This window comes from Rhodococcus sp. 14-2483-1-1 (assembly GCF_002259335.1).
Lineage (GTDB): Bacteria > Actinomycetota > Actinomycetes > Mycobacteriales > Mycobacteriaceae > Rhodococcoides.
Window position 1 is genome coordinate 240554 of sequence record NZ_NPFX01000015.1, and the last position, 14779, is coordinate 255332.

General features: G+C 64.8%; 17 protein-coding genes. 14 read left to right on the top strand and 3 right to left on the bottom strand.

The features are described from left to right. The first annotated feature begins 54 nt into the window (after positions 1 to 54). The 5 genes from CH294_RS16465 (at position 55) to CH294_RS16485 (ending at position 5679) form a co-directional block, all read left to right on the top strand. A complete protein-coding gene (locus CH294_RS16465) occupies positions 55 to 2595 on the top strand; it encodes a bifunctional FO biosynthesis protein CofGH (RefSeq protein ID WP_170944749.1) in 2541 nt (846 codons plus the stop codon). 37 nt (positions 2596 to 2632) lie between these two features. Beyond that, complete coding sequence (locus CH294_RS16470) at positions 2633 to 3391, top strand: hypothetical protein (RefSeq protein ID WP_032402998.1); 759 nt, start codon at positions 2633 to 2635, stop codon at positions 3389 to 3391. Positions 3392 to 3504: 113 nt separating this feature from the next. Next, positions 3505 to 3828, top strand: a complete 324-nt coding sequence (gene fdxA / locus CH294_RS16475; RefSeq protein ID WP_008714223.1) for a ferredoxin — start codon at positions 3505 to 3507, stop codon at positions 3826 to 3828. 4 nt (positions 3829 to 3832) lie between these two features. Further along, positions 3833 to 4936, top strand: a complete 1104-nt coding sequence (gene dapC / locus CH294_RS16480) for a succinyldiaminopimelate transaminase (RefSeq protein WP_037153461.1) — start codon at positions 3833 to 3835, stop codon at positions 4934 to 4936. A 125-nt stretch (positions 4937 to 5061) separates the two neighbouring features. Further along, on the top strand, positions 5062 to 5679 hold the full coding sequence (locus CH294_RS16485) for a LysE family translocator (RefSeq protein WP_032403000.1): 618 nt from the start codon (positions 5062 to 5064) through the stop codon (positions 5677 to 5679). Positions 5680 to 5691: 12 nt separating this feature from the next. On the opposite strand, the gene CH294_RS16490 is transcribed toward CH294_RS16485, so the two are convergent. Further along, entirely contained in the window at positions 5692 to 6114 is a 423-nt protein-coding gene (locus CH294_RS16490) for a hypothetical protein (protein WP_032403001.1), read from the bottom strand. 2 nt (positions 6115 to 6116) lie between these two features. Between CH294_RS16490 and CH294_RS16495 the strand changes: the two genes are divergently transcribed. The 5 genes from CH294_RS16495 to CH294_RS16515 all read left to right on the top strand — a co-directional run bounded on the left by CH294_RS16495 (position 6117) and on the right by CH294_RS16515 (position 10779). Then, the gene (locus CH294_RS16495; protein WP_094738536.1) at positions 6117 to 7532 is read left to right on the top strand and encodes an acyl-CoA synthetase; all 1416 of its coding nucleotides are present in this window, start codon (positions 6117 to 6119) and stop codon (positions 7530 to 7532) included. 83 nt (positions 7533 to 7615) lie between these two features. Beyond that, positions 7616 to 8278, top strand: a complete 663-nt coding sequence (locus tag CH294_RS16500) for an SDR family oxidoreductase (protein ID WP_094609673.1) — start codon at positions 7616 to 7618, stop codon at positions 8276 to 8278. 203 nt (positions 8279 to 8481) lie between these two features. Next, complete coding sequence (locus tag CH294_RS16505) at positions 8482 to 8994, top strand: OsmC family protein (protein WP_032380590.1); 513 nt, start codon at positions 8482 to 8484, stop codon at positions 8992 to 8994. A 4-nt stretch (positions 8995 to 8998) separates the two neighbouring features. Next, entirely contained in the window at positions 8999 to 10297 is a 1299-nt protein-coding gene (locus CH294_RS16510; RefSeq protein WP_094738537.1) for an O-acetylhomoserine aminocarboxypropyltransferase/cysteine synthase family protein, read from the top strand. Then, a complete protein-coding gene (locus tag CH294_RS16515; RefSeq protein ID WP_094738538.1) occupies positions 10294 to 10779 on the top strand; it encodes a CoA-binding protein in 486 nt (161 codons plus the stop codon). The genes CH294_RS16510 and CH294_RS16515 overlap by 4 nt, the downstream gene beginning before the upstream one ends. Before the next feature lie 14 nt (positions 10780 to 10793). On the opposite strand, the gene CH294_RS16520 is transcribed toward CH294_RS16515, so the two are convergent. Beyond that, the gene (locus CH294_RS16520) at positions 10794 to 11495 is read right to left on the bottom strand and encodes an SDR family NAD(P)-dependent oxidoreductase (protein WP_094738539.1); all 702 of its coding nucleotides are present in this window, start codon (positions 11493 to 11495) and stop codon (positions 10794 to 10796) included. Between the two features lie 59 nt (positions 11496 to 11554). On the opposite strand from CH294_RS16520, the gene CH294_RS16525 reads away from it, so the two are divergent. Then, on the top strand, positions 11555 to 11995 hold the full coding sequence (locus CH294_RS16525) for a MarR family transcriptional regulator (RefSeq protein ID WP_094738540.1): 441 nt from the start codon (positions 11555 to 11557) through the stop codon (positions 11993 to 11995). Here the strand turns inward: CH294_RS16525 and CH294_RS16530 are convergent. Further along, entirely contained in the window at positions 11970 to 12731 is a 762-nt protein-coding gene (locus CH294_RS16530) for an SDR family oxidoreductase (RefSeq protein ID WP_249305334.1), read from the bottom strand. The two genes, CH294_RS16525 and CH294_RS16530, sit on opposite strands and share 26 nt — an antisense overlap. A 61-nt stretch (positions 12732 to 12792) precedes the next feature. On the opposite strand from CH294_RS16530, the gene CH294_RS16535 reads away from it, so the two are divergent. The 3 genes from CH294_RS16535 to CH294_RS16545 are packed head-to-tail and all read left to right on the top strand — an operon-like array spanning position 12793 to position 14285. Further along, on the top strand, positions 12793 to 13377 hold the full coding sequence (locus CH294_RS16535) for a TetR/AcrR family transcriptional regulator (protein WP_094738542.1): 585 nt from the start codon (positions 12793 to 12795) through the stop codon (positions 13375 to 13377). Positions 13378 to 13387: 10 nt separating this feature from the next. Beyond that, entirely contained in the window at positions 13388 to 13819 is a 432-nt protein-coding gene (locus tag CH294_RS16540) for a DUF1810 domain-containing protein (RefSeq protein WP_032403008.1), read from the top strand. A gap of 10 nt (positions 13820 to 13829) precedes the next feature. Continuing rightward, complete coding sequence (locus CH294_RS16545) at positions 13830 to 14285, top strand: 6,7-dimethyl-8-ribityllumazine synthase (protein WP_037171563.1); 456 nt, start codon at positions 13830 to 13832, stop codon at positions 14283 to 14285. The last annotated feature ends 494 nt before the right edge of the window (positions 14286 to 14779 follow it).

A 14779-nucleotide genomic window follows, 5' to 3' on the forward strand; every position in this document is an offset into this window, starting at 1 on the left:
AGCCCGAAGACCCTGCAGTGGCACGGGCGTACCGGGAAGGCGCATGATCGACGGGTGACTTCTCTACCGGATCCCGTACCAGCCCCCTCTGCGATGCGACGAGTGTTGCGTCGTGCCCGCGATGGAGTGTCTCTCAACGTCGACGAGGCCACGGTACTGCTGCACGCCCGCGGTGACGATCTGACCGATCTGATGGCGTCGGCGTCCCGGGTACGCGATGCCGGGCTCGAATCCGCGGGCCGGCCGAAGACGGTGTCGTACTCCCGCAAGGTATTCGTACCCATCACGCGGTTGTGCCGCGACAAGTGCCACTACTGCACGTTCGTCACGGTGCCGGGCAAGCTCAATGCCGCCGGGCACGGGATGTTCATGGATCCCGACGAGATCATCGACGTCGCTCGCAAGGGTGCCGCGCTCGGGTGCAAGGAAGCGCTGTTCACTCTGGGCGACCGACCGGAGGAGCGGTGGCCCGAGGCCAAGGCGTGGCTCGATTCCCGCGGCTACGATTCGACCTTGGACTACGTGCGTGCCATGTCGATCCGGGTGCTCGAGGAGACCGGCTTGCTGCCGCACCTCAACCCGGGAGTGATGTCCTGGCAGGAACTTTCGCGACTCAAGCCGGTCGCCCCGTCGATGGGCATGATGCTCGAGACCACCTCGCGTCGGTTGTTCGAGGAGAAGGGGCAGGCGCACTACGGCAGCCCTGACAAGGATCCCGAGGTTCGGCTGCGCACCCTGACCGACGCGGGCCGGCTCAATATCCCGTTCACCACCGGCATTCTGGTGGGCATCGGCGAGACGTTGCGCGACCGCGCCGAGTCGATCATGGCAATTCGCAAGGTGCACAAGTCTTTCGGGCACGTTCAGGAAATTATCGTGCAGAACTTCCTGGCCAAGTCCGATACCGCGATGCGATCGGTGCCCGACGCCGGTCTCGAAGAGTTCCTGGCAACCATCGCGGTGACGCGCATGGTGCTGGGCCCCTCGATGCGGATTCAGGCTCCGCCGAATCTGGTCGCACCGGAAGAGACTGCCGCGTTGCTGGGGGCGGGCGTCGACGATTGGGGCGGGGTCTCGCCCCTGACGCCCGATCACGTCAATCCCGAGCGGCCGTGGCCGAACCTGGACACTCTCGCCGAGCTGTCGGCAACGGCCGGATACCGGTTGGTCGAGCGCACCGCCGCGCAGCCGCAGTACGTTCTCGCCGGCGCGCCGTGGATCGATCCGCGGATCTCGGCGCACGTGCGGGCGGTGGCCGATCCGGAGACCGGCATGGCTCGCGAGGGTGTGAACCCGACGGGTCTGCCGTGGCAGGAGCCGGACGAGGAGTGGGAGTCCTCGGGTCGGGTGGATCTGAACACCGAGATCGACACCCAGGGCCGCAACACCGAGACCCGCTCGGATCTGGCGAATGCGTTCGGCGACTGGGAATCGATCCGCGAGCAGGTCCGTGATCTCGCCGGGCTCGAGCGGGTGGACCGCGACCTGGTCTCAGCGCTCACGGCAGCGGAGAAGGACCCGGCCGGATTGTCCGACGAGCAGTACCTCGCGCTGGCCACAGCCGAGGGCCCGGGCATGGATGCCGTCGCTGCGCTCGCCGACGATCTGCGCAAGCAGGTCAACGGGGACACCGTCACCTACGTGGTGAACCGGAACATCAACTTCACCAACATCTGCTACACCGGGTGCCGTTTCTGCGCGTTCGCTCAGCGCAAGGGCGACGCCGACGCGTTCACCCTGTCCACCGCAGAGGTAGCCGATCGGGCGTGGGAAGCGCATGTCGTCGGAGCCACCGAGGTGTGCATGCAGGGCGGAATCGACCCCGAACTGCCGGTGACGGGATATGCCGATCTGGTACGGGCGGTCAAGGCCAAGGTGCCCTCGATGCACGTGCATGCGTTCTCGCCGATGGAGATCGTCAACGGGGCCTCGCGCGGTGGTCAGTCGATCCGCGAGTGGCTCACCGAGCTCCGGGCCGCCGGCCTGGATTCGATTCCGGGTACCGCCGCGGAAATCCTCGACGACGAGGTCCGGTGGGTGCTCACCAAAGGCAAGCTTCCTGCCGCCGAGTGGATCGAAGTGATCACCACCGCGCACGAGGTGGGGCTGCGGTCGAGCTCGACGATGATGTACGGGCACGTCGACAACCCGTCGCACTGGGTCGGTCACCTGAACGTGCTCAAGAAGATCCAGGACAAGACCGGTGGATTCACCGAGTTCGTGCCGCTGCCGTTCGTGCACCAGTCCTCACCGTTGTATCTGGCCGGGGCGTCGCGGCCCGGACCGACCAACCGGGACAACCGCGCGGTGCATGCTCTGGGCAGGATCATGCTGCACGGCCGGATCGACAACATCCAGACATCGTGGGTGAAATTGGGAATCACGGGTACACAGGCGATGCTGAACGGAGGCGCGAACGATCTGGGCGGGACCCTGATGGAAGAGACGATCTCGCGGATGGCGGGTTCGCAGAACGGTTCGGAGAAGACCGTCGCGGAACTGCACGAGATCGCCGACGGCATCGGACGACCGGTTCGTCAGCGCACCACCACGTACGGCCCGGCACCAGAGGTGTCGGTCGCCGGCCTGATCTGACCCTGGGTCCTGATTTTCGAAATGGAGCTTGTCTGACATGGACGACCGTCGAGTCGCCGCGGTGCTGAGCAGCGCCGTCGCCATCATTCATCCTGTGCTCGACATCCTTGCCACACGTGACCCGATCGGTCTCAAGGGTCGGACGTTCCGCGAGTCCTCTGCGGACGATTCGACCCTCGACAACGTCATCGACTTTCTCGCGAAAGCCTTCGACACCACCGACTTCCCGGGCACCGCCGGCTGGGAAAAGCTCGACAGTGACGCTCGTTCGCAGTGGTGGGTCAATCGGATCGGAGCTCTCAACACCGTTGCCGTCGCATTCCCCGGTGTGTTCGGCATCCTGGTCAACCGTCTGCCGATCCAGGATCTGCTCGGGTTCGCCAACCAGGCGATGGTGCTCGTGGCGGTGGCCCGCGAATCCGGAGTGACCGACCGCGAGACGCACGTGGCGCTACTCGGGTCGGTGCTGTGCAAGCGCGACCTGACGTCCTTGGCCGACAGCGCTCCCGCGAAGAAGGAAGAATCGCCGAAATCCGGCCCGTTCGCACTGCTGCGCGGAATGTGGCAGATCGCCAACGTGCTGCGCGACGTTGCCGGCGAACTGGAGAAGCGCCCGCACCCCCGTGGGTTCTACCGCGTACTCGGAGCCATTCCGCTCGTCGGCGGCGTCGCCGGATACCTCGGTGAGCGGGGCGCGCTCTCGCGCGCCGCCAAGCAGGGCCGCAAGTGGCTCGCGGCGCACAAGAAGGCGTCCGCACGCGGTGCAGACGTGCCCGCGAAGCAGCTGCGGCGATAGCCGTTCGGGGCAGGTGAGGCCACCCTGGTCGATTTGCCCCATGTTCGGACGGCGATACTAGGATGCTCAGGGCGCGCGAGCGCCCACGATCGATACAGGAGGGGAGAGCAGCAGTGACCTACTCGATTGCAGAACCGTGCGTAGATGTACTGGACAAAGCGTGCATCGAAGAGTGCCCGGTGGATTGCATCTACGAGGGTAACCGAATGCTGTACATCCACCCCGACGAATGCGTCGACTGCGGGGCCTGCGAGCCCGTGTGCCCCGTCGAGGCCATTTTCTACGAGGACGACGTTCCCGAGCAGTGGAGCGCCTACGTCGGTGCCAATGTCGACTTCTTCGACGACCTGGGATCTCCCGGCGGTGCCGCGAAGCTCGGCAAGACCGACTACGACCCGCCGTTCATCAAGGCTCTGCCTCCCATGGGCGAGAACTGACGCCTTGGCACGTAGAGCGGTGGCAGCGGCGCTGCCCGATTTTCCCTGGGACTCGTTGACCGCTGCCAAGGAGAAGGCGTCGGCGCACCCGGACGGCATCGTCAACCTGTCGGTCGGGACGCCGGTGGATCCGGTTGACGAGGTCATCCGCACCGCACTGAATTCGGTTGCGGACGAACCCGGATACCCGACGACCGTCGGTACCGTTGCGCTGCGGGAGGCCGCGGTGGCTGCGCTCGAGCGCCGCTACTCCATCACCGGCATCGGGGTCGACGCGGTGCTGCCGGCCATCGGCACCAAGGAAATGATCGCCTGGTTGCCGACTCTGTTGGGTCTGGGTGCCGACGACCTGGTCGTCATCCCCGAATTGGCCTATCCCACTTACGAAGTGGGTGCTCTGCTTGCCGGTGCGCGTATTCTGCGGGCAGACGGCCTGTCGCGGCTCGGGCCGGAGCGGGCGTCGTTGGTCTTCGTCAACTCTCCGTCCAACCCGACGGGCAAGGTGCTCGGCGTCGATCACCTGCGCAAGGTCGTCGACTGGGCCCGCGAGCGCGATGCCATCGTCGTCTCCGACGAGTGCTATCTGGGACTGACCTGGGATGCTGACGCCGTGTCGGTGCTGGATCCTCGCGTGTGCGACGGCGATCACACCAATCTGCTTGCCGTGCACTCACTCTCGAAGACCTCGAACCTGGCGAGTTATCGCGCCGGCTTCGTCACCGGCGACGCGTCCCTCGTGGCCGAGTTGCTCGAGGTGCGCAAGCACGCCGGAATGATGGTGCCGCTGCCGATCCAGGCCGCCATGACCGCGGCTCTGGCCGACGACGAGCACGAGAGCATCCAACGCGAGCGATACCGGGCCCGGCGAACGGTGCTCAAAGCTGCCGTCGAGGCAGCAGGATTCACCGTCGATCACTCCGAGGCCGGGCTCTACCTGTGGGCCACTCGGGGCGAACCGTGCCGCGACACCGTCGACTGGCTCGCCGAACGCGGCATCCTCGCCGCTCCGGGAGAGTTCTACGGGCCGGACGGCGGACAGCACGTGCGTATCGCACTGACGGCTACGGACGAGCGCATCGAGGCTGCGGCCACTCGCCTGCGCGGGTAGTCGGGTTTCTCCAGCGCGCTGAGCGTCCACAATTCGGTTCGGCGCACGGGATCCCGTTTCTCGACCCAAATTGTGGACACTTGAGTCAGTTGGCTCCGGCTCCGCCTGGGTGTTCTCATGTACGCATGACCGTCACCCTGCTGCTCAGCTTCGCCGGCGTGTGTTTTCTGTTGGCGATCCTGCCCGGGCCCGATTCGTTTCTGGTGCTGCGGTACAGCATCGGCGGCCTCAAGCCCGGGATCGCGGCGGCGATGGGCGTCGCGATCGGCGGACTGTTCTGGGCCGTGCTGGTAGCTGTTGGGCTGGCGGCGATCGTCGAGCAGTCGGCGACGGCGTATCGCGTGGTCAAGATCCTCGGCGGGCTGTATCTGCTGTACCTGGGCGTGAAGGCGTTTCGGGCACGCCGAAAGAACAAGGTGGCCGGTGAGCCGCTGGTGCCGGTAGCGGCGGCCGCATGGTCGGCGTTCGGTGCCGGAGTTCTCTCGTGCGCGCTCAATCCCAAGGTCGGACTGTTCTACCTGGCCGTGGTGCCGCAGTTCCTCACCGTGGTCACGTTCACCGGTGCAATGACGCTCGGTCTGGTCGAGGTGGTGGTGGCAGCCCTGGTGATGGGAGTGTTCTCCGTCGTCGCCTCACGCGCGGTCGCGTTGCTGCGCAAGCCCGCGGTGACCGACTGGCTGGACCGCATCAGTGCCGGATTCCTGGTCGCCCTCGGCGTCGGAACCGTCGCGTCCTCGGCCTAGCGGCGACAGCGGTCAATCGAGGTCGGGCTCGCCCACGTCCCAGCCGCCGCGTCTGATGCGCAGGATGTAGACCAGTTCATTGCTGCCGAACGCTTCGACGGTGGTGAAGCGCTTCGGCTCGGTGTTGACCTCGGGATTGCGTGCGTGGGCTTCCTCGTAGAGCTGAGTGGCTCGCAGATCGGCCAGTTCCACCCGCGTCCAGAAATCGTCCGATTGGACCGAGTAGACCAGCCTCGGCGCGCCGTCGGTGACGTGCGCGATGTCGATGGCGTCGTCGTCCGAATCCTCGTCTTCGAGATCCAGGTCGAGGTCGTCCTCGGAATCGGTGTCCTGCTCGGCGTCGGTTCCGATGAGATAGACGCCCGCCTGCAGGTCACCGGCGGCGACCGTCATGTACTCGGCGTAATCGCCGGTGTCGATTCCGTCCACGTCCATGTATGTACGGTAGCCATGTGCTGCTTCGTTCACTGAACCCACTCGCCGTTGCGCGGGGAGACGATATTCCCGACGCCATCACCATCGACGGAGTCTCGCTTTCTCGCGCCGACATCCTGGGTGCTGCGACCTCGGTTGCCGAACGTATCGCGCGGGCAGATCGGCTCGCGATCTACGCAACGCCGTCGGTCAAGACGGTGCTCGCGGTCGTCGGTGCCCTGATCGCCGGAGTCACCGTGGTGCCGGTCCCGCCGGACGCGGGTGTCGCCGAACGCGAGCACATCCTCCGGGACTCGGGTGCGCAGGCGTGGCTCGGCGAAGCTCCGCCCGATACCGCCGGGCTCGAGGTTCTACCGGTGCGTCAGCACGCGCGGTCGTGGCACAGCTACGCCGAACCGCAGCCGTCTTCCGTTGCGTTCGTGCTCTACACCTCCGGTACCACCGGCCCGCCGAAGGGCGTCCTGATCTCTCGCAGCGCCATCGCGGCCGGCCTCGACGCATTGGCGGATGCGTGGAGCTGGACGTGGAAAGACACTGTGGTGCACGGGCTTCCGCTGTTCCATGTGCACGGTCTCATCCTCGGGGTCCTCGGTCCTCTGCGGGTCGGCAGCCCACTGATTCACACCGGTAAGCCGACTCCGGAGCTCTACGCGGAAGCGCGTGGTTCCCTCTACTTCGGGGTGCCGACGGTGTGGTCGCGGGTCGCCGCCGACGAGACGTCCGCCCGAGCTCTCGCGGAAGCCCGGTTGCTGGTCTCCGGCAGTGCGCCGCTTCCGGTACCGGTGTTCGAGAAGCTGCGCGAGCTCACCGGCCAGGCCCCGATCGAGCGGTACGGCATGAGCGAAACCCTCATCACCATCAGCACCCGCGCCGACGGTGAGCGTCGCCCGGGCTCGGTGGGACTACCGGTCGCAGGCGTCGAAACCCGACTGCGCGGCGAGCAGGGCGAAATCCTGCCCCACGACGGTGAATCGATCGGAGCACTCCAGATCCGTTGCCCCATGCTGTTCGACGGCTACCTGAACAACCCGGAGGCGACAGCGAAGACCTTCACCGAGGACGGCTGGTTCGACACCGGAGATGTCGCTCTGATCGAGCCGGACGGCTTTCATCGCATCGTCGGGCGCGCGTCGACGGACCTGATCAAATCCGGCGGCTATCGCGTCGGCGCGGGGGAGATCGAGACGGTGCTGCTGGGGCATCCGAGCGTGGACGAGGTCGCTGTCGTCGGCTTGCCGGACGACGACCTGGGCCAGCGCATCGTGGCCTTCGTCGTGGGCACCGATGTCGAGGATCGGGTGCTCATCGATCTGGTGGCCACCGAGCTGTCGATTCACAAGCGGCCCCGCGAGATTCGCGTGGTCGACTCGCTGCCGCGCAATGCCATGGGCAAGGTACAGAAGAAGTTGTTGAGCTAGTCGTCGCGGGAGTGGAGCCTGCGGAATGACCCAAAATGGCTCAACGTCAGCGCGGGGTACGAGGCGGCGATTAAGTTCGGGGTATGACCTCACTCGACGGCGCACGCATTCTCGTATTCGGTGCCAGTGGTGGGCTGGGGTCCCCGATAGTCGACCAGCTCGCAGAAGCCGGTGCGCGGTTGACCGTCAGCGGTCGCAGCCTCGAGTCCTCGGATCATCACGTGGTGAATGCCGATCTGACGCTTCCGGATTCGGCTCGCTCGGTGATCGCAGAGGCCGTCGAACACCACGGCGGTCTGGACGGGATCGTGATCGCCGCCGGTGTCGTGGCGTTCGGGCCGGTGACCGAAGTGGACGACGACACCGTCGACGAACTGCTGCTGCTCAACTACCTCGCGCCGCTGCGCATCATGCGCGAAGCGTTGACCACACTCGATCAGGGCGGCTTCGTCCTCAACATCAGTGCGGTGGTGGCCGACAAGCCGATGCCGAATATGGGTGCCTACTCTGCGAGCAAGGCCGCGGTGAGTGCGCTGCTGAAAAGTGTTCGCACAGAAGCCCGTAAGTCGAAGATCAGGATCGTCGATGTGCGGCCACCGCACACCGAGACCGGCTTGGCCACTAGGCCGATCGCCGGGCAGGCACCGAAACTGCCACAGGGGCTGACCCCGGAGTCGGTGGCAGCGCGCATCGTCGCGGCCATCACTGACGACGAGACCGACGTCGGCGCGGACCAGTTCTCGTAGGCGAGACGTTCCTAGGCTATTGTCGGCTTCGTGACCGAGACACATGTGACCGACGCAGCCAGAAGGCTCGTTCGTCGTCGCACCATCGACTTCGGTCTCGTCTGCACCTCCTCCTGTTCGTAACAGTCGATCGAACCCATTCCCGACGGGCTTTTGCGCTCCTCGGGTAGTTCCGGCAACCCTCGAATCGAACAGGAATTCTCATGACCACATCTGTCTCTCATCTCGGCGGCGTCATCGCTGCCACCGATGACGCCGTACAGGCCGACGCGAAGAACGCCCAGGTCGTCTTTCGTGGTTCGGCCACCGCACACGACGCCGTCGCCAGCACCGTCACACTCGGCAAATACAGCGTCGAGGTGGACGAGCCGCCGGCCCTCGGCGGGGAGAACAAGGCCGCCAATCCCGTGGAGTACTACCTCGCGTCGCTGCTGTCCTGCCAGGTGGTCACCTATCGTGTCTGGGCCGAGAAGCTGGGCATCGTCGTCGACGACATCAGCGCAAAGGCCGAGGGAGATCTCGACGTGCGCGGATTCTTCGGGTTCGACGACGCGGTGCGCCCGGGGTTCGGTGAGGTGCGTGTTGTCGTCACGGTCACGGGGCCGGAGACGCGGGAACGGTACGAGGAGCTGCAACAGGCCGTCGACGATCACTGCCCCGTGCTGGATCTGACGCGCAACCCCACCCCGATCCACACCGTTCTCGAAACGGCCTGAGGTCATGAGCGAACGGACATTCGGCCTACGTACCAGAGCAATTCACGCCGGAGCAAGGCCTGATCCTTCCACCGGTTCGCGTGCTGTGCCGATCTATCAGACGGCGAGCTACGTGTTCGAGAATTCTTCTGACGCAGGCGATCTGTTCGCTCTGCAGAAGTACGGCAACGTCTACAGCCGTATCGGCAATCCGACCGTCGCCGCCTTCGAGGAGCGCATCGCGAGCCTCGAAGGCGGCATCGGAGCGGTCGCGTTCGCCAGTGGGTTGGCGGCCGAGTTCGCGGTGTTCGCTGCTCTCGCGGGCACCGGGGACCACATCGTCGCGGCGGCCGGTCTCTACGGCGGCACGGTGACCCAACTCGACGTCACACTCCGCCGCTTCGGTGTCGAGACCACGTTCGTTCCGGGCACCGATCCGGCGGATTACGCTGCTGCGGTTACGGATTCGACCAAACTCATGTACGCCGAGATCATCGGGAACCCGTCGGGGGAGATCGCCGACCTCGACGGTCTAGCCGCCGTTGCGCACGAGCACGGGATCCCGTTGGTGATCGACGCGACGATGGCGACCCCGTGGCTGAGCAGGCCCATCGAGTTCGGTGCCGACATCGTGATCCACTCGGCGACGAAGTTTCTCGGTGGGCACGGTTCGACGCTGGGTGGAGTGGTGGTCGAATCCGGTCGATTCGACTGGGGCTCTGGCAAATTCCCGCAGATGACCGAGCCGGTGGCCTCGTACGGGGGCCTGTCGTGGTGGGGAAACTTCGGCGAGTACGGCTTTCTGACCAAGCTGCGCAGCGAGCAACTGCGCGACATCGGTGGTGCGTTGGCACCACAGTCGGCCTTCACCCTGATCCAGGGTGTCGAGACGTTGCCGCAGCGTATGGACGCACATGTTGCCAATGCCCGAGCGGTCGCCGAGTGGCTGGAACAGGATCCGCGCATCGACTACGTGAGATGGGCTGGGCTGGAAAGTCATTCGCATCACGACCGCGCCTTGAAATATCTGCCCGCCGGACCCGGTGCGGTGTTCGCCTTCGGAATCGACGGGGGTCGCGACGCCGGTCAGACGTTCGTCGAAAGTGTCCGAGTTGCCAGCCATGTCGCCAACATCGGCGACGTGCGTACGCTCGTGATTCACCCGGCCAGCACCACCCACCGGCAGCTGACCGACGATCAACTTCGCGGAGCGGGTGTCGGCCCGGAATTGATCCGCATCAGCGTCGGACTCGAAGACGTCGAGGACATCCTCTGGGATCTGGATCAGGCCCTGACGCTGGCAACCGGAAAGGCACGCTCGTGACCGAACGCACCTGGCAGGGCCCATCCGCCCAAGAGCGCCAGCGCATTCTGCGGGAAACCAGGACGGTGGCAATCGTCGGTGCGTCCAAGAACCCCTCGCGGGCATCCTATTTCGTCAACCGATATCTGTCGTCGACGAGCAACTACGAGATCTTTCTCGTCAATCCGACGATCACCGAGATCGAAGGAACAACGGTTTATCCGACGCTCGCAGACCTGCCGAAGCCGCCGGATCTGGTCGACGTCTTCCGCAAGTACGACGACCTTCCTGCGGTTCTCACCGAAACCATTGCAGTGCAGGCGAAGACGATCTGGCTGCAGCTGGGGCTGTGGCACGAGCAGGTGGCCCACGACGCCGAAGCCGCCGGATTGAACGTCGTCATGGACCGTTGCCTCAAGATCGAACACGCGCGATTCCACGGTGGATTGCATCTGGCCGGATTCGATACGGGAGTGATCGATTCGCGTCGTACACGGGGGTAGGTGCGCCGCACGCCTCACCACGTCAGGACGGCGTTGTCCTCGAATACCAGTCCGGTGGGTCCATCGGCGTCGAGGGCGGCCAGCCGAATCGCGACGGCCGCACCCTCGTCCGGCGATCGTGTTCCGCGGAATCCGTTGAAGTCGGTGGCGACGTGCCCGGGGGCTGCTCCGTTGACCTTGATCGGGGTATCGGCAAGGTCTCGGGCGTAGTGAACGGTGAGGGCGTTCAGAGCGGTCTTCGAGCTCGAATACGCCATCGACGGCGTGCCCACCCATGCATCGTCGTCGCCGATGGAACCGCGCTTGCTGGTGACGTTGACGATCCGACCGGCCGGGGACTTTCTCAGTAGCGGCAGGAATGCGTTGGTCACATCGACGACGGCAAAGACATTGACGCCATACACCTTTCGCAGATCCGACGAATTCTCCTCGGTAGGGCGGTGATACCCGACGTTGACGCCGGCGTTGTTGATCAGAGCGTCGAGGTGGCCCACTTCGGTGTCGATGTGTCGGACGGCCTCGTCGATGTCGTCGGTCGAGGTGACGTCGAGCCGAATCGGGCGTATGTCTCCGTCGATCCCGGTGGCCGCTGTGACGCCCCCGGCGAGATCTCGCGAGCCCAAATAAACGACAAAGCCCTGGGCGGCGAGGCCGCGGACGATGGCGAGGCCGATGCCTCGGTTGGCACCCGTGACGAGAGCGGTGTGTGTTGTCATGTCAACACAATGCACGCGGTTGTGTTGTCATGTCAACAGTGGGTGGATAGGCTTGCGCAATGACGCTGTTGAACGAATCCGAGATGGCCCTGTGGCACGTATGGAAGCGGGCGCAGGACACCGTGTGGACTCGCGTCACCGCGGAGATTGCGGACGAAACTGGCTTGTCGGACCAGGATTTCGCGGTTCTGACCCGAGTGCACGAGATAGGGGCTGGGGTGCTGCGGCAGAGCGCCTTGGCCGCGTTGCTCGAGTGGCATCGCAGCCGGCTGTCGCACCATCTGACCCGAATGGCCGACCGCGGACTCATCGCTCGACGTCAGGTCGACGGGGGAGTGGAGGTATTTCTCACCACCGCGGGACGCGATGCCGTCGTGCGCGCTCGGCCCGTTCACGCCGAGGCGGTCAGACGGCATCTGCTCGACGCGATCCCGGCTTCCGAGCGAGCGGCATTCGAGCGCATCCTCGTCGGCCTCACGCTTTCAGCAGGCGACCGCTGATCACTGTTGCCAGACCGCGCGGGGCGAGGCGCACGCTGCCCGCGCTGATCTTGTTGGACAGACCGGACACGACACTGGCCGGAGTGCGACGAGAATCCAACGCGCGCAATGCCGTCGAGACAACTTGCTCGGATGTCTGAAAGTTGCCCACCGCGGCGTCTTTCGATCCCACGACGTCGAAGAACTCGGTGCGCGTCGGGCCGGGGGAGAGTGCGAGGACTTTCAGCGACGAGGTGCGGTACTCGAATGCCAGAGCTTCGGTGAAGTTCAAGACGAACGCTTTGGTCGCCCCGTACACGGCCATGTTGGGCGTCGGTTGATACGCAGCGGTACTCGCCACGTTGATCAGCGCACCGGTCAGGTTCGGCAGGAATGCGTGAGTGAGGTCGACCAGCGCACTGACGTTGAGGGCGATTTCTGCGGCCACGCGCTCCGGATCCTCGTCGGCGAACCGGCCGTGCGTTCCGAAGCCAGCGTTGTTGACCAGGGAAGTGGGAGTTATCCCCTTCTCGGCCAACGTGGTTCGCAGTGCTGCGCCGACTCCAGGTACGCCCAGGTCCATCGCCACGACGGTGGCAGTGACGCCGTGGTCGGCCTCGATGCGGCGAGCGAGCGCCTCGAGTCGGTCGGCCCGCCGCGCCACGAGGACGACGTTCTCGCCGCGTGCGGCGAATCGGGTGGCGAATTCCTCGCCGAGGCCTGAGCTTGCTCCGGTGATGAGCACTGTGGAAGTCATGAACGCAAATGTAGGCAGTGTCAGCATTGTTGTCAATGCCAACATCCCTTAGGGTGAGTGCATGGCAACGCGGCGCTACCACCATGGTGATTTGCGGGCGGTACTGCTCGACGCGGCGGAACGGAGCATTGCGCAAGGTGGGGTCGACGCGCTCTCGCTGCGGCAGCTGGCCAGAGACGTCGGAGTCAGTCACGCTGCCCCGGCCCGCCATTTCAGAGACAAACAGGCATTGCTGGATGCGCTGGCGCTACACGGTTTTCAGGAGATGAACCGCCGGATGGCCGCCGCCGCGACCGGTCCCGGCGAGCTGATGTCGCGGTTTCGTGGCGTCGCACGTGCGTATCTCGGATTTGCCGTCGAGCATCCGGAACTACTGGATGTCATGTACAGCACCAAACATCACCCCGATGCCAGCGACGACCTGAAAGCTGCTGCGGGCCAGAGCATGACGGCAACCGAAGCGTTGTTGAAGGACGCCATTGGCGCCGGCCTGATCACCGAGGCACCCCCCGCGATACTCGCGCGGGTGGCGTTCGCGAGCGTGCACGGCCTCGCGGTGCTCGCCACCGGTGATCTCCTCGACGGCGTCCCCGTCGAGGATCTACTGGACGCAACCGTCGACACCCTGATGCGCGGGTTCACCTAAGTTGAACGGCATGACCGAATACGACCTGCAACGCTTCGTCGACGCCCAGGATCCCGTCTGGAATGCAGTGACGAAGGAACTGAAAGCGGGACGCAAGCAGACGCACTGGATGTGGTTCGTGTTCCCGCAGTTGGCGGGGCTGGGCCGCAGTGCGACTGCTCAGCACTTCGGCATCGCCGATCTGACCGAGGCGGAACTGTACTTGTCTCACGAGGTGTTGGGGCCGCGCCTGAGCAAGGCAGCTCGGCTGACCGTTGGAATCGAGGGCCGGACGGTCGACGAGATCTTCGGTTATCCGGACAATCTGAAACTGCACTCGTCCATGACCCTTTTTGCCGAAGCTACCAAGGGCACGTCCGTTTTCGGTGAAGTGTTGCAAAAGTATTTCGACGGTGAATCCGATGGCGGAACACTCGACTTGCTCGACGAGCGATACCGCTAGCATCGCACCCATGACGACTCCACTCGCCGGATCCATTGCCTTCGTTCACGCCAGCTGGCACCTGGACATCGTCGACCGCGCGCGAGTGGGTTTCGCAGCAGAACTCGAGCGGCTCGGCCAGGCCGGGACGTCCATCGACGTCTTCGAGGTCCCGGGAGCATTCGAGATCCCGCTGCATGCGCAGCGGCTGGCCAAGACCGGGAAGTACTCGGCGATCGTTGCCGCCGCACTGGTGGTGGACGGCGGAATCTATCGACACGACTTCGTCGAGACGGCGGTCATCGACGGTCTCATGCGGGTGCAGCTGGATACCGACGTCCCCGTGTTCTCGGTGGTGCTCACTCCCCATCATTTCCACGAGCACGCCGACCACAAGGCCTTCTTCACCGCGCATCTCGAAACCAAAGGTGCCGAGGCGGCGAGAGCTGTCGTCAAAACTCTGGCGTCGCTGGGAACCATCGGCTGACGCTGGGGGCCGACGTCGTGGCCGATTCTGTGCGCGGGCCCGATTGCCACACTGCGCCTGAGCTTCACGAAGTACTCGCGGAACTCGAACGGCGAGAACCGATCTTCCATCGCCGCGAGTACGGCACCACGCGGGAAGACTTCGAGCGCCTCACCGATCCAAGTTTCTGGGAGATCGGAGCTTCGGGTCGGCTCTACAGTCGCGAACACGTCTGGTCGGTCCTCGAACATCGGTACTCGTCCGACCCGAGCGGTCGGCTCGACACGAATCATGGAGTGTGACGGATGAGTTGACCTTTACCACGAGCTACCGACAGGTTCCGTTTCGTGAATAGTGAAGCACGGCAATAGTTTTCGATTCGACTAACATTGCCGGTCGAACACATGTTCGATACACTTGGCCCATGACAACGGAGATCTGGCAACTGAGCGAAAGCGAACTCCTCGCCGACGCTGCCGATGTCTCCCACCGAATCCAATTGCTCGAAGCCCGAC